Source organism: bacterium (genome assembly GCA_014360495.1).
Taxonomy (GTDB): Bacteria; Armatimonadota; JACIXR01; order JACIXR01; family JACIXR01; genus JACIXR01.
Window position 1 is genome coordinate 92,464 of the sequence record JACIXR010000008.1, and the last position, 23,619, is coordinate 116,082.

General features: G+C 46.3%; 21 protein-coding genes, 1 other RNA gene and 1 pseudogene. 15 read left to right on the forward strand and 8 right to left on the reverse strand.

Annotated features, from left to right (window positions below; translation table 11 throughout):
- Positions 1 to 18: 18 nt before the first annotated feature.
- Positions 19 to 1,968 carry a hypothetical protein gene (locus H5T88_08075; protein MBC7330298.1) on the forward strand — a complete coding sequence of 650 codons (1,950 nt, stop codon included), beginning with the start codon at positions 19 to 21 and terminating at the stop codon, positions 1,966 to 1,968.
- Positions 1,969 to 2,075: 107 nt separating this feature from the next.
- Here H5T88_08075 and H5T88_08080 read toward each other — a convergent pair whose 3' ends face one another.
- Entirely contained in the window at positions 2,076 to 3,971 is a 1,896-nt protein-coding gene (locus H5T88_08080; GenBank protein ID MBC7330299.1) for a beta galactosidase jelly roll domain-containing protein, read from the reverse strand.
- Positions 3,968 to 4,825, reverse strand: coding sequence for a DNA repair protein RadC (gene radC, locus H5T88_08085; protein ID MBC7330300.1), 858 nt, complete (start codon positions 4,823 to 4,825; stop codon positions 3,968 to 3,970). Before radC ends, H5T88_08080 begins: the two co-directional genes overlap by 4 nt.
- A 195-nt stretch (positions 4,826 to 5,020) precedes the next feature.
- Between radC and H5T88_08090 the strand changes: the two genes are divergently transcribed.
- From H5T88_08090 to H5T88_08120, 7 genes are read left to right on the forward strand one after another with little or no spacing between them, the layout of a single operon-like run.
- Entirely contained in the window at positions 5,021 to 5,470 is a 450-nt protein-coding gene (locus tag H5T88_08090) for a hypothetical protein (GenBank protein ID MBC7330301.1), read from the forward strand.
- Positions 5,471 to 5,482: 12 nt separating this feature from the next.
- Entirely contained in the window at positions 5,483 to 5,875 is a 393-nt protein-coding gene (locus H5T88_08095; GenBank protein MBC7330302.1) for a hypothetical protein, read from the forward strand.
- Positions 5,856 to 6,125 carry a YtxH domain-containing protein gene (locus H5T88_08100; GenBank protein MBC7330303.1) on the forward strand — a complete coding sequence of 90 codons (270 nt, stop codon included), beginning with the start codon at positions 5,856 to 5,858 and terminating at the stop codon, positions 6,123 to 6,125. Before H5T88_08095 ends, H5T88_08100 begins: the two co-directional genes overlap by 20 nt.
- Before the next feature lie 17 nt (positions 6,126 to 6,142).
- Positions 6,143 to 6,664 carry a ferredoxin gene (locus H5T88_08105; protein ID MBC7330304.1) on the forward strand — a complete coding sequence of 174 codons (522 nt, stop codon included), beginning with the start codon at positions 6,143 to 6,145 and terminating at the stop codon, positions 6,662 to 6,664.
- Positions 6,661 to 7,110, forward strand: coding sequence for an NUDIX domain-containing protein (locus H5T88_08110; GenBank protein MBC7330305.1), 450 nt, complete (start codon positions 6,661 to 6,663; stop codon positions 7,108 to 7,110). The genes H5T88_08105 and H5T88_08110 overlap by 4 nt, the downstream gene beginning before the upstream one ends.
- Positions 7,101 to 7,916 carry an MBL fold metallo-hydrolase gene (locus H5T88_08115; protein ID MBC7330306.1) on the forward strand — a complete coding sequence of 272 codons (816 nt, stop codon included), beginning with the start codon at positions 7,101 to 7,103 and terminating at the stop codon, positions 7,914 to 7,916. Before H5T88_08110 ends, H5T88_08115 begins: the two co-directional genes overlap by 10 nt.
- Positions 7,917 to 7,926: 10 nt before the next feature.
- Positions 7,927 to 10,686, forward strand: coding sequence for a DUF4910 domain-containing protein (locus H5T88_08120; GenBank protein MBC7330307.1), 2,760 nt, complete (start codon positions 7,927 to 7,929; stop codon positions 10,684 to 10,686).
- Positions 10,687 to 10,724: 38 nt separating this feature from the next.
- Here the strand turns inward: H5T88_08120 and H5T88_08125 are convergent, their stop codons facing one another.
- Both H5T88_08125 and wecB read right to left on the reverse strand, forming a co-directional pair.
- Complete coding sequence (locus tag H5T88_08125) at positions 10,725 to 11,723, reverse strand: Gfo/Idh/MocA family oxidoreductase (GenBank protein MBC7330308.1); 999 nt, start codon at positions 11,721 to 11,723, stop codon at positions 10,725 to 10,727.
- 62 nt (positions 11,724 to 11,785) lie between these two features.
- Positions 11,786 to 12,874, reverse strand: a pseudogene (gene wecB / locus H5T88_08130) (UDP-N-acetylglucosamine 2-epimerase (non-hydrolyzing)).
- A 78-nt stretch (positions 12,875 to 12,952) separates the two neighbouring features.
- Between wecB and H5T88_08135 the strand changes: the two are divergent.
- The 4 genes from H5T88_08135 (at position 12,953) to H5T88_08150 (ending at position 16,307) form a co-directional block, all read left to right on the forward strand.
- Positions 12,953 to 13,597, forward strand: coding sequence for a hypothetical protein (locus H5T88_08135; protein ID MBC7330309.1), 645 nt, complete (start codon positions 12,953 to 12,955; stop codon positions 13,595 to 13,597).
- Entirely contained in the window at positions 13,598 to 15,652 is a 2,055-nt protein-coding gene (locus tag H5T88_08140; protein MBC7330310.1) for a hypothetical protein, read from the forward strand.
- 20 nt (positions 15,653 to 15,672) lie between these two features.
- A complete protein-coding gene (locus H5T88_08145) occupies positions 15,673 to 15,891 on the forward strand; it encodes a hypothetical protein (protein MBC7330311.1) in 219 nt (72 codons plus the stop codon).
- 95 nt (positions 15,892 to 15,986) lie between these two features.
- Positions 15,987 to 16,307 carry a hypothetical protein gene (locus H5T88_08150; GenBank protein ID MBC7330312.1) on the forward strand — a complete coding sequence of 107 codons (321 nt, stop codon included), beginning with the start codon at positions 15,987 to 15,989 and terminating at the stop codon, positions 16,305 to 16,307.
- 64 nt (positions 16,308 to 16,371) lie between these two features.
- Here H5T88_08150 and ssrA read toward each other — a convergent pair.
- Positions 16,372 to 16,721, reverse strand: a transfer-messenger RNA (tmRNA) gene (gene ssrA, locus H5T88_08155).
- Between the two features lie 480 nt (positions 16,722 to 17,201).
- Between ssrA and H5T88_08160 the strand changes: the two genes are divergently transcribed.
- From H5T88_08160 to H5T88_08170, 3 genes are read left to right on the forward strand one after another with little or no spacing between them, the layout of a single operon-like run.
- Entirely contained in the window at positions 17,202 to 17,570 is a 369-nt protein-coding gene (locus tag H5T88_08160) for a transposase (GenBank protein ID MBC7330313.1), read from the forward strand.
- The gene (locus H5T88_08165; protein MBC7330314.1) at positions 17,549 to 18,391 is read left to right on the forward strand and encodes an ABC transporter ATP-binding protein; all 843 of its coding nucleotides are present in this window, start codon (positions 17,549 to 17,551) and stop codon (positions 18,389 to 18,391) included. Before H5T88_08160 ends, H5T88_08165 begins: the two co-directional genes overlap by 22 nt.
- A complete protein-coding gene (locus tag H5T88_08170) occupies positions 18,384 to 19,118 on the forward strand; it encodes an ABC transporter permease (protein MBC7330315.1) in 735 nt (244 codons plus the stop codon). The genes H5T88_08165 and H5T88_08170 overlap by 8 nt, the downstream gene beginning before the upstream one ends.
- Here H5T88_08170 and H5T88_08175 read toward each other — a convergent pair.
- The 3 genes from H5T88_08175 to H5T88_08185 all read right to left on the reverse strand — a co-directional run bounded on the left by H5T88_08175 (position 19,115) and on the right by H5T88_08185 (position 23,618).
- The gene (locus H5T88_08175; protein ID MBC7330316.1) at positions 19,115 to 21,985 is read right to left on the reverse strand and encodes a hypothetical protein; all 2,871 of its coding nucleotides are present in this window, start codon (positions 21,983 to 21,985) and stop codon (positions 19,115 to 19,117) included. The genes H5T88_08170 and H5T88_08175 overlap by 4 nt on opposite strands.
- Positions 21,986 to 22,188: 203 nt before the next feature.
- Complete coding sequence (locus H5T88_08180; protein MBC7330317.1) at positions 22,189 to 22,884, reverse strand: SagB/ThcOx family dehydrogenase; 696 nt, start codon at positions 22,882 to 22,884, stop codon at positions 22,189 to 22,191.
- A 20-nt stretch (positions 22,885 to 22,904) separates the two neighbouring features.
- Positions 22,905 to 23,618, reverse strand: a complete 714-nt coding sequence (locus H5T88_08185; GenBank protein ID MBC7330318.1) for an endonuclease V — start codon at positions 23,616 to 23,618, stop codon at positions 22,905 to 22,907.
- Position 23,619 lies beyond the last annotated feature (1 nt).

Below are 23,619 nucleotides of genomic sequence, written 5' to 3' on the forward strand. Positions count from 1 at the left end.
TTGCCCTTTACATAAAAGATGTCTCTCAATTTAATCATTCAGCTTCCCAATAAACACCTTGAGGAGCCGGGCTTTTCCATCTCCGAGGATTTCTATTTTCCCGGCTGGCGCTTGGAGAAATGCGCCCTCCACCCCTCCGGCTTCCTCGTCCGCCTGCCGAAGGAGGTCACAGGGGAAAGTTATGGCAATCTTTGTGGGGATTTTTCCACTAACCCCCTCTGGGACAGGGTTGCCATCAGGGACTCAAACGACTTCTGGTGGAGCTCAAATGATATAGTTCAATACGAACAGCAAACAGTTTACGGGCTTCCCCTCTCCTTCATTTTTTCCGCTTGGGCTTATAACGAACCCAATGCCATCCACTCGTGGTGGATTAGTTGGGAATATTCCATAGGGCTACGCTTCAATTTATCCAATCAGGGCAAACTCCTCGTCCAAAAGCTTCTCTCCGATGGCTCATATCAAAACATCAAGGTGCTAACTTTGAGGCGGGAAGAGACGCCTATTCAGGGCTGGTTCACATTTTGGTGCAGGACAATTGAGCTTGACGACCGTTATATTTTCCTATTTTTCTCTGAGGAAAGCCCATCCTTAATTGTCCCTAAGGAAGGGCTCACTCAAAACTGGAATCCCAAGATGACATTCTGGACGCCCACCCGTCAGCTGTTCAAATACGCCTCGCTCACGGAACCCGATGGCGTCTCCTATGCGCTTTCCCCTGTTTTTACCGCTCCCTACCTTCCTACCCAAACCCAGCAGTATTTCGTTGATGGCTATAACGCCACCGTCATTTTAATGGATAAATACAACTTGGCTGAATGGACGCCTTCCGCTGGCGAGGAGATGCGTGTCAAAGTCCTTCTGGGAACAGGGGGCTGGGCAAGGAAGTTCAAGGTCTCCTTTCCCGCAACGACTGGGGAAACAGCCCCCACGCCAGTGGATATATCCAATAAAACCCTTTATCTCTCCCTCACTTACTCCCTTAATCTCTCAGAGGAGGAGGCAAGGATAAGAGTTAAAGACCCCGACCTTTCTCTCTCCCCGCAACGCCACCTGCGATTTGGGGCAAAATGGGACGATACCGCCATCTTCTCGGGCTATCTGCTTGAGCCACAGGCGAAGGAAGTCCGCTGGGGAAGGGAATGGGAATTGACCGCACAGGGGATAGCCTTTAAACTCCGCAATGCAATCCTTCCCGCTGGCACCGCCTATGATGGCGTTCTCCATACCGACGCAGTAGTGGATGTGGATATCTGCGGTTATGCAGGGATAGATGTTGAGACGGCAACCGACCCCAATAACCTCAAACTCCCGCAGGGGGCACCAGAGCAAGGCTTCCTCTGGCAGGTGGAACAGGGGACAAACGCCCTTGACCTCTTGGAGCGGATATTGGAATTCACGGGCTGGCAACTAATCGCTTCGTTCTCAACAGACGAGAACGGCTATCCTATCGCAAAACTTATTTACCGCCCCGAGCCCGACCCAGCGAATACCGGTATCGTGGCGAAGTTTTGGAAAACAACGGAAGGAGCAAACCAAACCCCGCCCGAGGGCGTTGTTTACCTCAAGATGTTCCAGTTCAAGGAGATAACGGAACCTCCTGAGATAAACGAGGCTTGGGTCTGCGGGCAGGATTATATGGGATACCCAATCTGTGGCTTTTTAATCAATGCGGACAGCATAAACAATCCTGATAGCGACGATTATCTCGGGTTTAGGAAGCAATATGTGGAAGTGGACGCAAGCTTGAATACCGAATCGGCAATCCAACAGCGCCTTTCCGTTTTGGAGAAAAAGATGCATACAAAAAAGACCTATGAATGGGAAGCGCCCGCCCCTCCAGTGGTCAAGCCAGGGGATTTGGTGGAGATAGAGGGCATAGAGGGGAAAATTAGGGTGGATAGGGTAGAGGTGGAATGGGATGGGAAAGTTAAATTGAAGGCGTGGTATTTCGGGACGAGGTTATAGAGGCTCATTTGTTATTGCGAGGTTTCTCTTCGGGAGCTCCTACAATGACAGAGAAGGAGATTGCCACGCCCGCCTTCGGCGGGCTCGCAGTGCCCAAACCCCACTTTTCACTCCTCATAACTTCTATAATATTTCCTCAATAGATAGAAAACCGGCTTATATCTCTTCCTATCTATCGTCAGCAGGCCGAAGGTGCCCTCGTTTGTGATGAATGTGCGATAATCAAATGCTAAAAACCAAGCGATAGCGGAAACGATATATGGCTTGCTCGTGAATGCCCTGAATGTCTTGTCTGCTATCTCCAATTGCTTGGCTATCGTGTCCCAATTTGGCGTTGACCAATATCCCCATTCAGTCGCTATTATCGGCTTATCGGGAAATACGGAATGTATTTTCTCCAACGCCTCAATAGTTGAGGAATAAGCATCCCCTCCGTAGAAGACCTCCCAATAGAAATTGAATCCCAAAACATCCGCTTCTCTCTGCGTCTCGTCTCGGAAGTATCGTCCAACGGAGGCTTGTCCCATCAACCTCGTTCCATCCACCCTCTGAGAAAGCCTCTTCAATTCCCGCAATAAATCAGCCCTCCTATTCCCTCCGCATTCATTGCAGGCGCCGAGAAGGCAAAGAGAGGGACGGGAGAAATCCTTATAAAGCATCTCCAAAAACATCTGCTGAGCTATCCCTCTATCAAGCACATTCTCAATCTCCCTATCGCCCATCCAATAGATGGGAATCTCCTCCCAGAAGGTCAGCCCTATTCTATCCGCATAGATGAGGGTATAGGGATGATTTGGATAATGAGTGCCTCTCACGAAGCTCGCCCCCAAATCCTTTATGATATCCAAATCCCGATGAATCGTTTCCCAATCCATAGTTCTTCCTTGAAGGGAATCCTCGTGCCGGCTGACGCCGGGAAGGAAGACTCTTTTTCCATTTAAAAGGAGGTTTCCATTAGCAACGGAGATGAAACGAAAGCCGAACTGATTCCAAAACTCGTCTCCTTTTTGAATCTTTGCTTCAACAACATAGAGATTTGGCTCTTTCGGGCTCCAGAGCTTGGGATTGGGAATCCTCAATTCAAAGAAAATAGGCTTAATTTCCCCTGCCTTGAGCCTCAATTTCCTTTCACCCTTCCCTTCTATTCTAACCTCTTTATCCATATCCGCTATGCTTTTGGGGCTTGGGTCCTTATCTAAGGAGGATTTTCTCGCCTCAAAGCAGGAGATTTTCAGCGATATTGATTTCTCCCTTTCTCCTCCATTCCATAGTAGAGCCGTTGCCAAGAACTTCCCTTTCTCGTCTATCGGCTTCAAATCTAATCTGATGATGCTGATGGGCGGGATAAACTCAATAAAGACATCGTTTATGATTCCGCCGTAATTCCACCAATCGCAGACGCCTTTGGGGAGGATATCGTTTCTCGTGCCCCAGGGAATATTATCAACCCTCACTTCAAGAACATTCTCTCCGATTTTAAGGTGCTTGCTCACATCAAAAGCGAAGGGAGTATAGCCTCCTTCGTGATAGCCGAGGTAATCACCGTTCAGCCATACATCGGTTATATAATTTGCGCTGAGGAAGACGAGGAGGGCATTGTTGTGAGGAAATGAAGAGAGGTTGAATCTCTTCCTATACCAGACGACGCCCTCGTATCTATCGGGATACTTGTTATCAATGAGGGGAGGAGTGATTTCCTGCCAATGGGATAGATTCGTGAGTTCTTTGCGCAGTTCTTCAAGGATTTCTGGGGTTCTTTTTGAGAGTGATAGATTGTGGTCTGCGTTAGGGAGGCGGGCTTTGCGCCATACGCCTTTTAGATAGAGGCGCGGATGGGAGGGCTGGGGCTCAAAGGAAGGGTAGGGGATATTGTTTTGAAATGGAACGATTGCCCCATTTATATTTTTGAGTACAAATGTGGGAGGGAGAGAGGCGAGGTCAGAGGAGAAGCAAAGCAGGGAAACGAAGGCGATTGTCAAGATAAGCATTTTAAATCGCCTCATTTAAGCAATCCCTCTTTGGCGAAGCTGAAGTATTTTTCCTTAGTTTTTCCAATTATTATATGGTCCAGGACCTTCACTCCCACTAAATTGCAGGCTTCAACGATTCTCCTTGTCAAGCTGATGTCATCTGAGGAGGGAGTTGTATCGCCTGAGGGATGGTTGTGGACGAGGATAACGGCGCTCGCTGAACGCAAGGTTGCCTCTTTTACAATCTCCTTCGGGTCAACGACCGTCGCGTCAATGCTTCCCTTGCTCAGTTCAATCTTGTCTATTGGTTTATTCTTGATATCCAAAAGGATGACCTGAAAGAACTCCTTCTTCGCGTCTTTGAGATAGGGTCCGTAGTATTCGGAAACATATTCAATTGCGTCATCGGGGCTTCCTATCCTCTTTCTTTCCTCCGCGGATTCTCTAAACAGCCTTTTCCCGAGCTCAAATGCCGCTTTTATTTGCACTGCCTTCACCATTCCAATCCCCTCAATCTTGCAGAGCTCGGGGATGGGCACTGAATCCAATTCCCTGAGGCTCTTGAAATGATTGAGCAATCTCTTCGCCAATTCCTCGGCGCTCACACCCTCTCTCCCTGTCCGCAAGATTATCGCCAATAGCTTTGAGAGAGGGAGCTTATCCGCTCCATATTTCATAAGCATCTCCCTTGGTCTTTCCTCGGGAATCCAATCCTTGATGGGGACATTTTCCCTGCGCTTAGCGAGTTCCTTCTTCACTTCCTCCCGCAACCTATCACAGTCCTCTTTAGTTTTCAAATTCAGCTCCTCAAGAAGTTCTCTCTTTTTCTCGGGCGTTAGAATCCCCTTTTTCGCCCGGAAGTAAATCTCACCGTTTTTGCTCCACATTGGATAAATTGCATTTTCCACAAGGAATTCAAAAGCAGATTGAGAGAACGATTTCTCTGAAGGCATGTAACAAGAAACCTCCTTTTCTAATATGATAAAATTTCGCTTTTCGCTGTCAAATATTTTTTGACAACATCTTCAAAAAAGGATATCATTAGAAAATACGCCTTTTTGGCGAGAAAAGGAGGAAACAGGATGACTTTGCACATTGTTTATGACCATCAATGTCCGAAATGTGGGGCTTATTACATCCCTTATGAGGATGTCCCCTGTCCAAATTGTGGGCTTATGGAGGAAGAGAGGTTTGATTTCATTCCTCAAGCGGTTGATTCACTCCTCTATAATCTCCATAGCTACGGCTCATTTCTGCCCCCTGCCTGGTGGGTTGGCTCTTTGGGAGACCACATCCTCCGCATCCTCTTCATCGTCTTTGAAGCTTTTCGTCAGAGCGGAGAAACTGATTTCTCCAGCTTCGCTGAGCAAGTCCTTTCTGAAGGGGATTGGGGTGACCAGCAATACTTGGAGAAGCATATCTATGGAATAACCCTGCGAGTTTATGAGGAAATTGAGAAGAAGGGGGGTTTTCAAATTGGGGAATTGGAAGAAAAAGAAGAAGGTCTTGACATGGAGGAAAAGGAGGAGTAAAATAGATAATAGATGAGCACAACTACAGGCTTAATAATAGAAATATTGAGCGCTATAGCTCTCTTCTTCATCATTTTCGCTATGGGGGCGATAATCCTTTTGGCGAGGCGAATTGCCCTCCTCACCGACGAACTTCGCTCTTTTGTTGATACCTTGAAAGGGAAAATTCCTCAAACCGCAGATAAAGTAACTGAAGCCGCCGAAGAAGCCCGTTCTTTATTAGCGAATATAAGTAAGATTTCCGACTTAACCCAACTTCTTCAAGCTATTCTATTATCAAGCAAGAAGTTCGCCTATCTAGCGGGAGCTTTCCTCGCTGGCTTGAGGACGAGCTTGAGGCTTTTTTTAAAAACTAAAAAGAAGTCTAAAAAGGAGGTTGATAAATGTGGCAGAGAACAAGGGTAGCGATGTCCTCGCTATCATAGCGGCCGCCCTGGCGGGAGCGGTAGTGGGGGCGACAATAGCGGTCCTTCTCACCCCAAAATCGGGAGAGGAAATGAGGAGAGAATTGAAGGAAAGCCTTGAGGACCTAACGGGCAAGCTGAAGGAAGTAGGCATCTCTCTAAAAAAGAAAGTGGAGGAGCTGGTCGAGAAGGCGAAGAAAGCCGCTGAGGAAGGGGAGGAAGGACCTTCCCCCGAGGAGGCACAAGGTTAAAAATCTAAAGCGGATATATGAATAGTAGGGAAGCAGAGGAATCGGCTGTTCTAATAGTAGCTAATTTGATGTGTGCGGCAGCACGCACCGCTCCCAAGGCGAGGGGAATGGACGATATTGAGACGAGGATAATAAGGGAGGAGAAGGAGAGGCTGGCGGATAAAATGGAGGAAATAGGGAGGGGGTTTAATGTTCCCTTCTTCATCAGGGATGCGGATAATGTGAGGAAAAGCGTTCTCGTCGTCCTCATCGGCACCCGCATAACCCCCCATAACCTTTCTCCCTGTGGCTACTGCGGCTTCTCCAATTGCGAAGAGATGCAGGAGAAAGGAGGAGCCTGCGCCTTTTCCATAAACGACTTGGGGATAGCGGTTGGCTCTGCCGTAGGCATAGCTAGCTTGCATCACATAGATAATCGCATAATGTTCTCCGCCGGCTACGCAGCTCTCAAGCTCGGTCTTCTCCCTCCCGATGTGAAGGTTGCCTTTGGGATTCCTCTATCCTGCACCGGAAAGAACATCTTCTTTGATAGAAGATGAAAGGGCTTCCCGTAAAAAGGGCGGTCTCATCGGGAGGAGTGGTTTTCAAGAAAGAGGGGGATAAGACTTATGTTGTTTTGGTGGGAGTTGAGAGGAAGGGGAAGCTCGTTTGGGCTCTCCCCAAGGGATTAGTTGAGAAAGGGGAGAAGCCGGATGAAACGGCTCAGCGGGAAGTGAGGGAGGAGAGCGGTGTCAACGGAACTCTCGTAGATAAGCTGGGGGATGTTTCCTATTGGTATGTGGATAAAGAAGAGGGAGTTAGGTATCACAAGGTGGTTCATTTTTATTTATTTAAATACACTGATGGCTCGCCAGAGGACCACGATTGGGAGATAAAGGAGGCTTGCTGGTTCCCCATAGATGAAGCGATAAAGGTGATGGAGTATCCAAGCGAGAGGGAGATTTTGGAGAAAGCGAAGGAGCTGATCGGGAGGATATGCGGATAACTTTTTTGGGGACGGCGGCAGCTGAGGGGTGGCCAGCGGTTTTTTGCGAGTGTTCAGCTTGCCAAAGGGCAAGGGAAAGGGGAGGGCGAAACATCCGCACTCGCACCTCCGCCCTCATCAACGATGAGCTTCTTATAGATTTCCCTCCCGACACATTTTCCCATGCGCTTAATAATGGGCTTTTCCTTTCCAAAGTAAAATATCTCCTCATCACCCATTCCCATCAGGACCATTTCTATCCCGAGGACTTGGCAATGCGGAAGCCTCCCTTCGCCCACTTGGAGAGTGAGAAGATGTTGAGGATATTCGCCAATGAGACGGTCGTGGAGAGAATCAAGAGATATAGGCTTGAGGGGAAGGAAACGATGATTGAAACCAAAATCCTCCATCCCTTTGATGAGGTTGAGATAGAGGGCTATAGGGTTAAGGCTTTGAGGGCAGACCATCAATTAGGAGAAGAATGCTTGATATATCTGATAAAAAGCGAGGGGAAAACGATTCTCTGGGGAACGGATAGCGGTTTCTTCCCCGAGGATACATGGGACGCCCTCTTGAGCGAGAGGTTGGGTGTAGCGATTTTGGATACGACGAGCGGACCCCATTCTACGCCAAGCTATCACATGGGGATACCGGAGGTCGTCAAGACAAAGGAAAGGATGTTAAAAGAAGGAATCGCTGATGATAAAACTATATTTATTTCAACCCATTTTTCCCATAACGGTGGATTGCTGCACGAGGAGTTGGAGAGAACGCTTGAGCCCTTCGGCATAATGCCCGCTTATGATGGCTTTCAAATAGAAATCTGAAGAGAACTCTATGATTGAGAAGATATGGAAAGCGATTGGGGAGGAGTTTTCAGGGGAGAACGCCAAGGCTTATATAAATCGCATCTGGAAGAATTCTCGTTTCAATTCCTTTGATGAGATAAGGAAAACGGCGTGGGAGATATGGGAAATTATGGGGGAAAACGGATTGATTCGGGAGATTATTGAATATCCCGCCGATGGGATAACCCATTATGGTGGTTGGATAATGCCCGAGGCTTGGGATGTTGAGGATGCCTTTCTTGAGATAATTGAGCCCCAAGTAGATAAGCCGCTTATTGCTTCTTATAAGAAATGCCCCTATTCCCTGATGATGTATTCTTCACCTACCCCCGAGGAAGGGATTGAGTGCCAGGTCGTCTTTGAGGACTGGGATGTGGAAGGAAAAATCGTGCTGACGAATTCCATCGGAGTGGATAAAGCGTTGGAATTGTTCAAAAGGGGAGCGGTGGGAATAATATCGGATTATATCGCCGTTTTGGGTAAGCCTTATGGTAAAGAGGACAAATATTACGAAAAAGCAGTTCAGCTTCATAACTATACAATCCCTCCCTGGAAGATGGAAAGAAAGGGCTTCGGCTTTTCCCTATCTCCCTCAGAGGGTAGAAAGTTAAGGCAATTAATGGAAAAGGGGAAGGTTAAGGTAAGAGCAGTTGTAAAGACAAACAATTATAATGGGAGCATTCCTTTAGTGAGCGGACTTTTAGAGGGGGAAAGCGATGAGGAGATAATGATTACCGCTCACCTCTGCGAGCCGGGGGCAAATGACAATGCCTCTGGTTGTGCTGTTGGATTGGAGGTGGTGAGGGCTATAAAATCCTGCATTGAGAAGGGAAAGCTTGAACCTCTTCAAAGGGGGATAAGGCTGCTATTCGGATTTGAGGTGAGAAGCCTTCAAGCCTTCCTGAATACCTATCCCAACCTGCGTCGCTTTGTTGCGGGGATAAATCTTGATATGGTTGGGGCGGACCCAAGCGATGCGAGGTCGGTTTGCAATTTAGCTTTCAATTTCACCCCCTCCTATACTGATTTCCTCGCCCTTCATCTATTGGAAAGGCTTCGCCAAGAACATCCTCTTTTCAACTATAAAATCCAAAAATTCGTCATTGATGACAATATTCTTGGGGAGCCTTTTGTGGGCGCTCCCTTCTGCTTACTGGGAAGTTGGCCCGATGCATATTATCACAATTCCCTTGATACTCCCAATATAATTTCCCCAGTTTACCTCTCCGCATTTGGTAAAATCGCTGGCTCATATTGTTATTTCCTCGCTAATAGTGGTTTTGAGGAAGCTATTTTTCTTGCGAGGTTTGTAAAGGAGAAGGCGGAAGAGGAAATCAGCAGGATATCGCAGGTAGCTATCTTTGATGGGAAAGTAGAGGAAACGGTTAAGCAAATAGATTTGACGGTGGAGAGAAATGTTCAGAGGTTGCAATCTTTGAGGAGATTGGTGAGGGGTAGGGGTTTCGTCCCAACTGCAGAGGAATTGAAGAGAAACAAGGATTTCTTCGCGCCAGGCTCGTATCTATTTAAAGACGAGGAATTGAAAAGATATATCCCCGAGCTCAGCGAGAGGCTGTGTGAATTCGCAGAAGAAAAGAAAAGGGGAATCGAAAGGGATTTAGCTTATATATCAGGGGTGAAGGGGAGAAAAGAGGCTGAGGGGAAACGCGAAATAGAAAATAGAGGGGAGCAGGATGAGAAAGGTAGGAGAATCGTTCCTTTGAGGATGTTTAAGGGAGCGGTAAGCTTTGAGTTTCTTGATGAAGAGGAAAAGGACAGATTGGAGGAGCTTTGTGGGTTTAAAGCGGGTTGGGGAGCCCCGGAGTGGGTTCAAATTGCCCTCTTCCTCTCAAATGGCAGGAGGAATCTTGGGGAAATCTATGAAATTTTGTTAAAGGAAGGCGCATGTGTGAAGTTTGAAGTCCTCGTTAATTTGATGAAGTTATTAAGCGAGAAGGGGTTAATGAGATTTAGACCATATTTAACGAAAGAGGATTTCAAGAGGGCTTTTGCTGAGCTGGGATTGCCGAAAGGGGCTATCGTGATGGTTCATTCTTCGCTTAGTCGGTTTGGCTATGTTGAGGGTGGAGCTGATACAGTGATTGATGCCCTTCTTGAGAGCATCGGGGAGGAGGGGACTCTCGTTATGCCCGCATTTAGCTTTTCCTGGGTGGGCAATCCTCCTTTTGAAAAGGAGAGAACTCCATCCCGTGTGGGCGCTATAACCGAGGCGTTTAGAAAAAGGAAGGGAGTTTTGCGGAGTTCCCATCCCACTCACTCAATTTGTGCCTTTGGACCAAAGGCTGAATTAATAGTTTCCCAGCATTCTCCCGATAAGCCAGTTTTCTCTAAGGAAGGAACTTTCGGCAAGCTCTACGAGCTTGATGCTTTCATATTGATGCTCGCTCCCTTAAATACGAACACACTTATGCATATGGCGGAGGAATGGGGAGGAGTTCCCATGCCCGATTTCCTTGGACATATCATTGAAAATGGGGAAAGGAAAGTAGTGAGAATAAGGAAGGCGCCTTGGCATGTCAATTTTGAGCCCCATTACAGAATCCTCTTCCAAAAAGGGCTTATTAAGTCAACGAAGTTAGGGGAAAAGGAGGTCTATTTGATGAGGGCGAGGGATGTCGTGGATATATCCCTTGAGAATATTAAGGCAAATCCTATGATGGTCACGGTGGAAGGCTGTGAATGCGCCTTCTGTAGACATATAAGGGAGAGAATATCCAAATCCCGATAGTCTCCCTTTTTGAGGAGGTTTATCCTGGGGCATAGCGATTAGTTAATAAAGACCCTTTCCCCTGTGTCCAAAGACCTCTGAGCTGACTCAAGCACTTTTAGAACCTTCAATCCTTCTTCTCCATCCGTTTTGGGCTTTTCCCTCGTTTGGATACAGCGGATAAATTCCTCACATTCAGCCCTTAGTGGTTCAGTTGATGGAAGGACGGGGGAGTAAATATCCCCATAGCGGGGAGTGAATGTGTTCATAAATGCATTACCTTTAATATCTATAGAATGCTCGTAAACTTTCAATTTCTCAAGAGGCTCAACATCATCAAAAATCAGCATCTTCTGCTCACCCACTATCAAAACTCTCCTTATCTTGAGGGGAGACAACCAGCTAACCTGTATATCCGCCATTATGCCAGAGGGAAAATCTAAATGGATAAAGACTATATCTTCTATTGCCTTCTGAAGGAAACAGCCGCCGTGGGCGCAAACGGAGGAGGGCATCTCATCGAAAATATAGAGAAGCATTGATACATCATGTGGTGCTAAGGACCAGAGGACATTTTCATCGCTACGCACTTTCCCCAAATTCAATCGTTGTGAGAAGAAATAATGCGAATCTCCTATTTCCCTACACTTGACCATCTCCCTTATCCTCTCAACTGCGGGATGGTAGAGCATAAGATGTCCTACCATCAGGATTCTCCCGTTCCTTTGTGCAAGTTCCACCAATTCTTCCCCTTCCTCAAGGGAAAGAGCGAGAGGCTTTTCCACCAAGACATCCTTGCCAGCTGAGAGAGCCATTTTGGCTAAATCATAGTGGGTTTTCGCTGGGGTTGCGATTACAATTCCTTGCAAATCGGGGTCGTTTAAGGGGAGACTCAAATCGTCGCCCACGATGGCATTGGGGAAACGAGACTTCGCTTTATCGCGATTTGTCTCGTTCAAGTCTATTATATAAGAAAGCTCGGCGGACTTGCTCTCGTTTAAACACCTGGCGAGGTTCGGTCCCCAATAACCATAACCTAAAAGGGCAACTTTAACCATCAAACGACCTCCTTTTTTAATATTTTAGACGAATTTGAAGGGCAAATGTTCCCTAAAATTTTTTATTTAAGAGTATGTGTAGATATAATTTCCACTATTCTCTCTCCTGCCCTCCCATCCCCGAAGAAATCGTGGCGGGGAAAGGAGAGTGGCTCTTTTTTGACGTTCTCCAAAATTTTGTCAATATCCGTTCCCGCAAGGACATTCCAGCCTCCCTCAAGCGTTTCCACCCAACCTGTTTCATCTCTTAAAGTGACGCAGGGAACTCCGAGAAAATAAGCTTCCTTCTGCACTCCACCAGAATCGGTCAATATCTTTCTCGCATTTTTCTCCAAAATAAGCATATCAAGATAGCCAACTGGCTCAATGACCCTCAATCTCTCAAGAAATTCCTTTAAACTAAATCTTTCCACAGCCTTCCTTGTGCGAGGATGGATGGGAAAGACAACGGGAAGCTCCAATTGATTGAGGGCTGATAGGAGATTTTTAAGCTTTTCCCTGTGGTCCGTATTTTCCGCTCTATGAGTTGTCGCCAAATAGTAATTTCCAGGTGTAAGGGATAAGTTATCAAGGATTTTGCTGTATTTTTCCGCTATGGGAAGGGAAGCGAGGAGAGCATCAAACATAACATCGCCCGTGAAGAAAACTCCCTCTGTTATTCCTTCTCTTTTTAGATTCTCTACAGCGGTTTGTGTTGGGCAGAAGAGTAGAGAGGAGAGATGGTCTGTGAGGATGCGGTTTTGTTCCTCAGGCATTTCCCTTTTATGTTCCCGTATTCCTGCTTCAATATGGGCAACTGGGATATTTAATTTGGAAGCAGCGAGAGCCCCCGCAAGGGTGGAGTTCGTATCGCCGTAGACGAGGACGAGGTGAGGATTCTCCTTTAAGAGAACATCTTCAATGCGCTCAAGCATCCTCGCGGTTTGCTTTGCGTGTGTGTCGCTACCCACTTCCAAGTTATAATGGGGCTTTTTCAATTTAAGCTCTTGGAAGAATATCTCCGACATTCAGTAGTCGTAATGTTGACCAGTATGGAGGAGTATTTCCTCAATTGTTTCTGAGAAGGTGGAGTTGTGTTTCTCAATTGCCTGAGAAACAATGGTAGCTTTAATGAACTGAGGTCTTGCGCCTACTATTGAAACAATCTTCATGCATCTATAAATGATATCTTTGATTTAAAGGATTGGGTAGTCATAATTTCTTTCTTCTCTTCTCTAACTAATGAAGTGTTGGCTGAGAGGTATCCGAGATTTTCTCTCTTTCTCAGAAAGAAACTCAATGGTCCCGAGATTTCCTCTGTATTTATCTTGGTCATTGAAGCTATCCTCAGAAAATTTGAAATTAGGAAGTTTTCTGAGGAGGGGCTCTCGGAAACAATTAAAGACTTTAGGGATTTTTCCCCTCTAAAAACTGACCCAAATTGCCCTGTTTGTTCCTCCCCAAATCGCTTCCAATACGAACGCTATTACATCTCCTGCAATAAAGACCTTGAATGGGTTCTCTCTGTCGCCTACGCTTTAAATGAGCATCATCTTACACTAAAAGATTTCAAAATCCACTTCCAAAAACACTTCAATCCCCAGGTCGATATATCAAGGGCTTCTCAGGATGTTTTGAAAAAGATTGGAGAGCGAGAAGGTGCGGATTTTGTTGAGAATGTTCTCTCACATTTCTCCTTCACAAACGAGCTTCTGGAGAAGTTGGAGGAGAGAATTAAGGAAGCGATAGAGAAAAAGGCGGAGATTCCATCAAAAGAGGCTGACCTCCTTAAATCGCTACTTTTGACATTGCTTAGATACGCAAAATGGCTTGGGGATTTTAAGGGTAAGGAGGAAAAGGAGGTCAGCAATTTGGAGGAGATTTTTCTCCCTTAGATGATTTACTTCTTATACGCTCCTCACTTCCTCTTCTCTTTTACCTGGAATGTTAAACCCAGAAAACTCAGTTGCGTCTACTTCACTTTTTGCAGTCAATATTCCCCTACGGGGATAAATCATTTCCTCTCTGGGCTCGTGGCTCAAACCGATGTGGCAAGATATCTTTGCCCCTCGCCAACAGGGGAATTTTCGGAAACGAACGAGCCCCAATCTAATCCCATTGAGACGGACTTCCTTTATACCGACTGGCTTACACGCACCCCTTCCACCTATGAAGGAACCCCCATGAGCATGGTTCCCGGGTCATTGGCATTTTTATTTGGCGACCATGGAACCTTTTCCGTTTTAGTGGATTTTATAGGGAAGGGGGGCAGGGAACTCTGGCGAATCAACGCGGGCGGTAAAATGGCTTGTGGCTGGTATAAAAATAAACAAGGGGAACTCGTCTGGGTGGAATACCCCAAGGAAGGGGAATATTCCTATCAAGGGGAAAGGGAGATAACCGACCTATGGGAAAAGGCTAAAGCTATCGGCGGGATGGGTTTCCCGCAACTCCTTACTCGGCAAGCCTATTGCCGAGACGAGCATACCATAACAGTTTCCTTGCCCACTCTAACCGCGCTCCTCCCCTATAAGGAAGGGGGCCATATCCATCTTTTTGACTACCCAGACCCCGAATTTTCCTCCGATAAACTCGCCGAGCTCATCTCCATTGAAGTGGTGTCCTCAAAGGAATGGGATATCTATTATCCTCCGGGAACTACCATAGAGCATTTAGGACACAAAAGGAGCGAGTCAATCCTGCTCAATCTCGCCTACCGCGCTTGGGATATCTTCCTTCCCTTCGCCATCCCCATCCCGCGCCCCGAGGGAATGTGGATTATGACGCTCTCTAAAAGCCTCAAGGATAAAAAGCGGATAGAAAGGAAGACAACAACCCGTGAGCCGTGGGTTTACCAAGTTGAGAACTACCCGATATGGGAATACACGGCGGACTGGTATCTCGCCAATCCTCTCGGCGTCTCCTTCCAAAAAAGGACGACCATACCCAAATCAAGCGAGACATCGTTTATCTGGTTCCTTTATCCCCTCCTCAAGACATCGGGCGAGCTGGGAGTTTATGTCTATGAGATTGATTATCTCGCAAGGAATTGGTATAACAAATGCGACCTATACGCCGGCATCTATCTCGCCTCTGGACGCAAGCTCGTTTATGACCCCTCCGACACCCAAAATGTCCCCGACCCCAACAATCTTATCCTCTACCCTCAACGGGATTATCCTAACTATCTTAACTTTCAAAATGTTTGGAGCTTAATCTATTATTGGCTTAACAATCCGGCAACGAAGCACCGCCGATATACCCAATGCTTTTCCGCTATACCACCATATCCCTCTTTCCCTATCGGACGCGCCTCCCCCGGTCCGACTTATAACTGGCACACCGCAACGGGAAACTTTTTAACCATCACAACGGGATGGGACGAGGAGGGGAATTATCGCTGGTATTCCCGAGATTATCAAGGGCTGTGGGTCACCGAGGGAGCGGTGGATGTCAATGTCCCGCCTCCCGATGTCCTGAACGCAAAATTAGGGGAGCCGATAAGTGAAAGCATATTCCTCTCCTTCCTGCAACGCCCCGAAATGCCCGAAACAATCCTCTTCTGGTTCCAACCCGAAGACCCCAATTTCTCCTATATCCTGAGCACCTATTGGAACCACCTTTTAACCGTTCTCGACCATTATCCCATCGGCGCCCCTTTAAATGGATATGTTCCGTGGGAGTTTTATCTCGCTCCCAAAGACCCACGACCCATAACTTGGGGCAAGCTCAAGATGTTGGTCTGGCGGAAAGGGGAAGGCGTTGTGGCGGAGCGGGATTTGGGGCGCTATCCCATCCAATACCTCTTACCTGCGATTGAAAAGCAAACTGGGGCGGTTTATCTCCCCCTGATGGCTGATATGCGGGGCGATGGAAGCGGGATTTTCAAGCTTTTTATTTTCCGCAGAAACGATTGGAGCCCCGATATCTATGATTTGGGAGGTGAATGATGTCCAAGCAGGCGGAATTCATGCGATTTTTAAAAAGGGCAATCCAAACGGGTGGCAAACTCACTTTAAGAGTGGTAAAGATAACCAGTTGGCAGAAGGCGAAAGGTGATGAGCTCGCCAGCCTCATCACGGGAAAGAAAACCTTTGAGGAGATAAGCTATTTTCCCGAACAACCGAGCGAAGCGGAAGAAGTGGCGAGATGGGATGTGGGGAAATTTGATGAAAACAAGTGGTGGTAGGTGGATTCTTTAATGTCAATGTTTAAATGGACCTCCAAAGGTTTTGAAACTTATGGTTTATTCGGTTAAAATCATAATAGCTGAAAGGAGGAAAAGTGGAAAGGAAATATAAAAATCCCCGTATTGAAGAAGTATTATGCGAGATGCAGTTCCTTATGCCCGAAGGGAAAGGAGACCTCACCTACGCTGGAATAATATATGAGAGAATCAAGGAATCCTTTCCAGAAAAGGACGCTATTATAGGGGTAGGTTTTCCCTTGCCACAGCATCAGCGCTATTTTGAACTACCCAAAACTCCGCCTCAGCTATCAATAAGTGTACTGAACAGATTTTTTACAAGCGATAAATCCACTGACTTTTTGGAGTATATGAATGCGTTTGAATTCAAAGAGAAAGCAATCAACTTTATATTTTAGAATCACATCGCTTCATAAAGTTCTTCTGCTACCGCTATTTAAATTGAACTACTTTTTTATTAATTGGTGGAGGCGACGGGAGTTGAACCCGTGTCCGGAAAGCTTCAGCCTCAGGCGTCTACGAGCGTAGCCTTTGTTTTGCTTTTCACTTTAACCACTCCCAAAGGCAGGATTGGTTAAAGCATAGCCCCTTTGAGCTTTCCCATAAGCCCAAGGGCGGAGCCTATGGGGCAGCCGAGTATATGGCGCCTCTCTCACCCCCTCGGCAAGGATGAGGAGACGTCGCTACTTCAATTAAGCAGCGAGCGCGTAAGAGTGGTTGGCACTTATTTTTCGCCGCATTTTTTACGAGGTCTGCGGCGACCTCGGCTCGCAGCCTGCAACCTCCACTTCCCGTCGAGACCACGCGCCCCCACTTTCAATTTAAATAATACATAACAATTTTCGTTTTGTCAAATTATCTGAGAACCGTCTTCCGATGTTGGGCTTCTATAAATGAATTAGGGTTCTCATGGTGAGGGGAGAGGCGAAAAAAGCAATCTAAAGGAGTTTTTGAAATTTTCCTTTGAACATCCAGTCCATTATAAGCACCTTTCAATGGAAGTTTTTGGCGTTTCAAGAATCACAATCTTTGGATTTTATAGTCAAGCAATATGGTAAGTGTCCCAAAGGGTCTCAAAAGTTTTGGAATCATATATTTCCTGAATAATTTCAAAAAGATATTGGAATATATAGATAAGAGGAGAGATTTGAAAGGAGAAGATATAGTTAAGTTAAAGATATACAAAGACGCAGGTTATAACCCCGCAGCGCTCCGACCTCTCTCAAGAAGACCTAAAAATCCAAGAAAAAGAAACTGGGATATAAGAGTGATAGAATAGATGTTGTCTCAAGATTTGGTTATCCCCCTCCCTCCGGGGGTGTGTTCAAACGGATAACGGGAGCGAGTTCGCGGGAGAATTTGAAGATTTTCTCAGGAATAAGGGTATTATCCATTTCTACACCCATCCAAAGAGACCGCAAGAGAGCGGCTATGTGGAGCGATTCCAGAGAACTATCCAAGAATATTTCATAGATGTATACCCGCTGGACTCAACGGATATATGCGAATTTAATAAGCAAATGATGTTATTCCTTATCTGGTATAATGCCTCAAAACCCCATATCGGGCTTAATAGAGATTCTCCTTTGGATTTTATAGTCAAGCAATATGGGAAATCTCCTAAGGAGTCCCAAATGTTATGGAATCATATATTTCCTTGATTTATCTCTCTTTTTCTCTTAATATGAATAAAATGATTCCTCAAATCTATGGGTTGAAAGCAATTGAGGTAGAAAACCTCTCAAAGAGAAAAGGGGAAACTTTGGTATTGGAAAGCATAAATTTCTCTATTGAAATGGGGGAGTTTGTGGGGTTGCTCGGTTCCGCGGGAGCGGGAAAATCTACGCTTCTTCGGATTCTCGCAGCGCTTGAGAAACCAGATAGTGGGAAAATCTCCCTCTTAGGTCACGAAAGAAAACCCAGGGCGAAATTCCCTTTTCAGGAAATCGGCGTTTGGCTGGAGGACGAACTCCTCATTCCCCACCTCACAATATGGAAAAATCTTTGGCTTGTTTCAGCCTGCCTCTCCCTTCCTTTCCGTCAAAGGAAGGGACTCATCACAAAATGTCTTGTATCAGCTGGGATTTGGGATATGCGGAATAGAACGATTGATTCCCTCTCTCGTCGGGAGAGGGGAATAGTAAACGCCATAAGAGCGACATTTCATAATCCATCCCTTCTCCTTTTGGATGAGCCGGAAAGCGAGCTAGATTCCCAGGGAATGCGATTCATCCTTCAACAAATCTCTCGCCTGCGAGAGGAAAAACAAACAGCGGTTCTCTGGGCGAGCTCTAAGGGAGAATGGTTTGAGAACGCCGATAGGGTGGCGATTATGAAAAAAGGGAAGATTATAGCCTTTGATACACCCCTTAATCTCAAGAGATTGATTTCCCGTGAGCTTTATAAACCGGGGGAAATTCCGCCACAATCTATAAGCTTAAGAGAGGTATATAAAGTCCTCATAGGTGAGAGAAATGCTTAAATTGGAGGTTGGTTTACTCGTTTTCTGGATGGAATTTGCCTGGGCAATCAGAAGCAAGCTCTATCTTTCCTATATAGCCATCCCCGTTTTCTTCTATCTCGTTTCTTTATCAGCCAGAGCAATAAAACAAATTCCTTCTCCCATCTACTTTCTGCCCAGCGCTATAGCTCTTACCTTCCTCATCACTTCATTCTTGATTTCTTTTGGATTTGTTCAACGAGGGAAGAGCTATTGGAATTTGAGCAGGCTCAGCGGCACTCCTCCCCTATATGTCTTTCTGGGACAGTTATTTTTCTCCTCGCTTGTTGCTATTTTGCAGGCTATCTTGCTTTTCCTTCTCATTCGTCTTTTCTCAGGTATCGGTGGCTTTGGCAGTTTCGTCCTTTTTCTCTTTTCTTCTTTCCTTTTTTCCCTCCTTTATACTTCCTTATTTCTCCTTCTTTCCCTTCCCTTTAAGTTTCGCTCTTTGGATTTTCTCTATATTGCCTCAGGTGTTCTTCTGCTATCCATTTTCCTCTCCCATTTATTCTTCCCATTTGCTAATCTTCCATCTGCCATTCGCTTTTTCGCACTCATAAACCCACTTACCTATGGTCTGGAAGGGATAAATTGGGCGTTGGGAGGAAGAAGTCAACTCCCGTTTTTCAATCCCGTCCTTTTTCCCCTTCTTTATCTCCTCTTGTCAATCTTCTTTATCTATTTATTAGGGCGGAAAGCGGTTGATTAATCCTTTTTGTATTGAAGATAAAGGTCGGCGAGCTCATCGGGGCGAACGAAGATGAAGTTCTGGCTCTCCAATCTCTCCTTTATCTCCTTTAGCATTCCCAAATCATAGCCCCAATTCCATATGAATACATTTACGAAGCAGGGCGATTCCTTTCCCTCAGCTGTTTGCAAAACTTGGTTCACTATGAAATTTATAGCCTCCTCCCTACCCGTTGGACCCCAATTGGTTAAAGCGTGGAAAACGGGGACATCGTCAATGAGATAATTAGCCTTCTCATAAGTCATATCACCTCGCCTGCTGTAATCGGGAAACATGGGGACCTTAAGAGTCCTCGCATATTTTTCTATCAGTTCTCTCCTCGCCATTCCCATGGTCCAGCATCCCTGCAAGCCCAATCTTTGAATATATTTTTTCGTTAGGCTAAGGAAATCGGAGAGCACGGCGGAAGGGTTATCGTAGCGCGATGCATATTCATCTGGATACATATAGCCTATCCCGGATACCGCGCATAGGAAGCAATCAAGAGGGGAGGCGCTCTCCAAATAATATAAGGCTATCCCGGGAATGAATTCTGTAGCCGTGGGACCGAGGGTCCAGCCCAAAGGCATCGTTCCTCTCTCTTCTCTATCCCAGCCGGGCGGTTGAAAACCTCCCCACCAGCAGGTTATATTGTCTCCATCCGAGATGACAAATGTGGCATAATTCTTGCTTTTGTCGAGCTTTAGGGAACGAGGTGGCTTTGGCTTGGGAAATTCCTTAACCTTTATACCGCTGTGGAAGGATAAATTTGTGAAGGTGCTCGCCACCGTGAACTTAGCAAATTGGCTTCCAAGGGAAACACCCGGACCTTCCTGAATGCCAACTCCTTCTCCCGCCCAGGGGAATCCAAGGACCGGAATGTTAACGGGAAGTTGGGCATAGGCTTTTTCTATCGCCAACTTCTCCCTAACTGGGTCGCAATCGGGTCGAGCGCCATCAACCCATCCCGTAATCCAGAAGGTGAAGACCTTGAAAGCAACTACATAATCCCAGACAATCCCCGCGAGAGGATATACGAAAGCGACAACCCTTTTATCCATTTTGGGGAGGAGATTCGCCACCGCCCATTCGTAGGATTCATAAGTTGTCTTCCAACGACCTCGCAGGTCTTCTTTGATGGTTAGATTCAATCGCTTAGCGGTTTTTTCGTCAGCGGCGATTAAATTTTTGAGTGAGGCAATCATCATCGCTATGTGAACGCCCGAATATAAATTCTCGTCATAGATGACGCATCCCTTATAATCGCTCTGAAAAATGGCGAAAGCTTGCCAAGGGTCAGCCAATTTAATCGCCCTTTTTATCAACCCTCTTTTCAGATACCAATCCAACCAGAAGCTATCCCTATCGTTCATAATGAGATAGAGACGAGGCTTCCTCCGATTAGCCAAGCCCTGAAGGGATAGAAACGCAAACTGTTCAGATAAGCGCTGATTCGTTATGTCAGCAACATAAACTTCGTCTGGAGCTTCTTTAGGTTTTGGAACGAACTCTTTCTCCCTTTGGGATAGATAAATGGGTTTGAGACCTTGGATAGGGGAGGGTGGATTGAAGGATTTGCGAGTATATTCGGCAATCTTCAAGAATTTATCCTTCCCTAAAAGCCCTTTTTCCTTGAGAATGTAGGCAGAGCCTTGGGTTATTATAGATTGGGCGAGCTGAACATTCATAATATCAAAGGTGGAGAACAGCTGGGTTCCCGCCCACATATCAATAGCTCCCTTGAATTGAGGGCAGTTGTGATATATAAAGGCGGAAACATATCCCTCCATTTTCCCATCTCTATAAAGGGCTATAACTCCCCTTACTACATCCTCGCTTGGAAGGCTTCTTTCATCAAGCAGTTGGTACCAGCCAGAGCGTTCTTTCAGAGGGAGAAAATCAAGTTGAAGACCGCTCTGGGGAAGATATTTCAGCTGGAAGTTTCCGCTTCTGGGAGGTTCAAAGAAGCTACCTGTGCCCACAAAGTCGTGGGTGAGGTACTCTAAGCCGTGTCCTAAATCCACGAAGACATTGCCGGGTTCCTCAAAGGAGGGATTGGAAAGGAGATTTGCGCCATGCCCTTCCCTTGTCAATTCAATATCGTCTAAAATCACGATGCTTCCTTCTTCCCTCAATTGAGGGGAGACATCCACTTCCGTTGTGCCGGAAGGCGCAGTCAGGGTCTTCTCTATCTTCGTCCAATCCATTGCGCTTTGGGGAATTGCTGGTCCATCTTGACCGATGAAACGCCCGTTTGAGAAAAATCGTATGAAGAGCCTGTCTTCTCCTCCCGCGAGATTATTGGATTTGACCCAAGCGGAAACAGTGAATTTTTCCCCTTCCTTAGCTGGAATTTTCTCGGACCATATGCCAATCCAGTCTTTGCCTTTTTTCTCTATCCTTACTGCCCATCTGCCAGTCCTCGCATCCTCTAAGAGGCTGACCCTCCTATCACCTTGAGCTATGGGGACATTTGCTTGCCAATGAGCGGGGAAGGCAAGGCAGGGATGACAGAATGGAACGCCGGTCGCGATTATTGAACCGCCATCACGATGAAACCTTATTATGTTTTCAACCGCTTGGAGGGGGAATGTATTTCCGTAAATATGGATGAGGATGGCATACTTTTGAGCGTTGAATTTCTCAGGATTGGACAAATCTTTAACACTTAAGAGCTCAACCTCTAAGCCTGCATCTCTCATAAATTGGGCTAAGGTATTGGGTTTAAGGGACCAGGATACGATATAATAGGGGAAGCCAGGCTGATAGAAAATGGCGATCTTTTTCTCTTGGGCTAAAAGAGGAAGGGAGAGGCAAAGAAGAAAAATCAAGGATATTAATTTCTTCAAAGGATTCACCTCCTAAATTGTTCGGATATGATTAAATATAAAAGACCAAAAATCAATGTGCAATGCGTTTTTCTTTTTAGGTGGTAGCAGAGAATGTCGTCGGAAGAAATATTCAGGCAGACTCAATATGGCACATCCTTGGGCATATGTTTATCAAAATCTGAAACGCTACCGAGAATTTTGGTGCTTCGCTGGCTTTATACTCAGCGAGGATGTCCAACTGGTATTAGATATACAACTTCGCCTTCAGGTATTCCCGTTATCTCCTTTACTCTTTCGGGGTTGAATGCGCCTATCGGCACGGAACCCAATTCCAAGGCAACAGCTTGAAGGTGGATATTTTGGGCGATGTGTCCTCCTTCCAAATGAACGAATAACTTAGCCCTTTCCCCATATCTTGCCGTGCGCTCATAGATAGCGGAAAGGATGAAGACCGCTCCCGCATCCCTAACAGAAGCCTGTCCCATTGCTGAGGCGGTTAAATCTTCTCTTATATTTCCCTCTTTTATCTTCTCCAGCTTGTGTCCTCTCGGTATGTAATGGAAAACGCCTTCGTTGGTTACTACATAGACCTCATAGGGATAGGTAGCGCCAGCCGACGGAGCGCTTCTCAACCCCCTTTGTGGCTCCGTTATTCCTTGTGCTGCCCAGAGGAGCTGGGAAATCTCCTCCAAAGTTAGAGGGGTAGGGGAGTATGACCTTATGGACCTTCTCTTTGAGATAGCTTCCTCAAGAGACATATCTCCCTTCAAACGAGGGGGCGGGAGATTTACGCTCTCGCCTACCTTGAGGGATGCAAGAGTAGTATTCCCTGTCTTTTGGTCCTGATTCTGGGCGAGACAATAGATGACAAAACCTAAAACCAGCAATAATCCAAGAAGCAAAGCTTCCTTTTTCATTGTGACACCTCCTCTTTTTATTAAAGGAAGAGTTTTCTTTGTCCGCCCTTTATGCTCTCCGCCGCCAAGTTGTGGGCGAGAAGGAGAGGAGTGGGGAGCCGTTGATTTTCCTTTATCGTAGCTTTAACGATTTCAAGCGATGTTTCAAGGTCTATTTTATGTCCTGGCGAGATGAATATGGGCGGTTTTCCCTCCGCGCTTCTCAAGGCAATTGCAACTGTATCCTTTCCATCCGATAGGTAAGCTATTCCGCCCTTTTCCTTGGGAATAGGTGGAAGAGGCGGATAACCCTGCCTTGTTCCCAACAGCCAAGATTTAGCTACTCCAATGGAGGGTCTATCATAGAGGAGTCCTACATGGCAGGCGATGCCGAAGCGACGAGGATGGGCTATTCCTTGTCCATCAAGGAGGAGGATATCGGGTTCTGTTCTCAGTTTTTTCGCACATTCTATTATGGGTGGCGCTTCCCGAAAAGCTAAGAGCCCAGGGATGTAGGGAAAACTCGTCTTTACGATGGCTATCTCCTGCTCCAACACCTCCAATTGAGGGAAGCTCATAACCACGATTGCGGCGAGAGAATTGTCCTCAAAAAAGTGAACATCTACCCCAGCTATGGTTTTTACATCTTCTATTTGGAAGGATGGTGTGAGGCTCAGGCGTTTGAGGAGCCTCTTCTGTATCTCTATTGCCTCTTCTCTGCTTACATCCCATCTATGGAGTTCCAATGCCTTCATC

Excerpts from the sequence above, each read along its gene's own strand:
- H5T88_08120 (MBC7330307.1), top strand. The coding sequence starts at position 7,927 with ATGATTGAGAAGATATGGAAAGCGATTGGGGAGGAGTTTTCAGGGGAG.
- H5T88_08170 (MBC7330315.1), top strand. The coding sequence starts at position 18,384 with ATGCTTAAATTGGAGGTTGGTTTACTCGTTTTCTGGATGGAATTTGCC.
- H5T88_08145 (MBC7330311.1), top strand. The coding sequence starts at position 15,673 with ATGCGATTTTTAAAAAGGGCAATCCAAACGGGTGGCAAACTCACTTTA.
- H5T88_08105 (MBC7330304.1), top strand. The coding sequence starts at position 6,143 with ATGAATAGTAGGGAAGCAGAGGAATCGGCTGTTCTAATAGTAGCTAAT.
- H5T88_08185 (MBC7330318.1), bottom strand. The coding sequence starts at position 23,618 with ATGAAGGCATTGGAACTCCATAGATGGGATGTAAGCAGAGAAGAGGCA.
- radC (MBC7330300.1), bottom strand. The coding sequence starts at position 4,825 with ATGTGGAGCAAAAACGGTGAGATTTACTTCCGGGCGAAAAAGGGGATT.
- H5T88_08165 (MBC7330314.1), top strand. The coding sequence starts at position 17,549 with ATGGAATCATATATTTCCTTGATTTATCTCTCTTTTTCTCTTAATATG.
- H5T88_08090 (MBC7330301.1), top strand. The coding sequence starts at position 5,021 with ATGACTTTGCACATTGTTTATGACCATCAATGTCCGAAATGTGGGGCT.
- H5T88_08095 (MBC7330302.1), top strand. The coding sequence starts at position 5,483 with ATGAGCACAACTACAGGCTTAATAATAGAAATATTGAGCGCTATAGCT.
- H5T88_08110 (MBC7330305.1), top strand. The coding sequence starts at position 6,661 with ATGAAAGGGCTTCCCGTAAAAAGGGCGGTCTCATCGGGAGGAGTGGTT.
- H5T88_08125 (MBC7330308.1), bottom strand. The coding sequence starts at position 11,723 with ATGGTTAAAGTTGCCCTTTTAGGTTATGGTTATTGGGGACCGAACCTC.
- H5T88_08075 (MBC7330298.1), top strand. The coding sequence starts at position 19 with ATGTCTCTCAATTTAATCATTCAGCTTCCCAATAAACACCTTGAGGAG.
- H5T88_08180 (MBC7330317.1), bottom strand. The coding sequence starts at position 22,884 with ATGAAAAAGGAAGCTTTGCTTCTTGGATTATTGCTGGTTTTAGGTTTT.
- H5T88_08080 (MBC7330299.1), bottom strand. The coding sequence starts at position 3,971 with ATGAGGCGATTTAAAATGCTTATCTTGACAATCGCCTTCGTTTCCCTG.
- H5T88_08140 (MBC7330310.1), top strand. The coding sequence starts at position 13,598 with ATGATTTACTTCTTATACGCTCCTCACTTCCTCTTCTCTTTTACCTGG.
- H5T88_08115 (MBC7330306.1), top strand. The coding sequence starts at position 7,101 with ATGCGGATAACTTTTTTGGGGACGGCGGCAGCTGAGGGGTGGCCAGCG.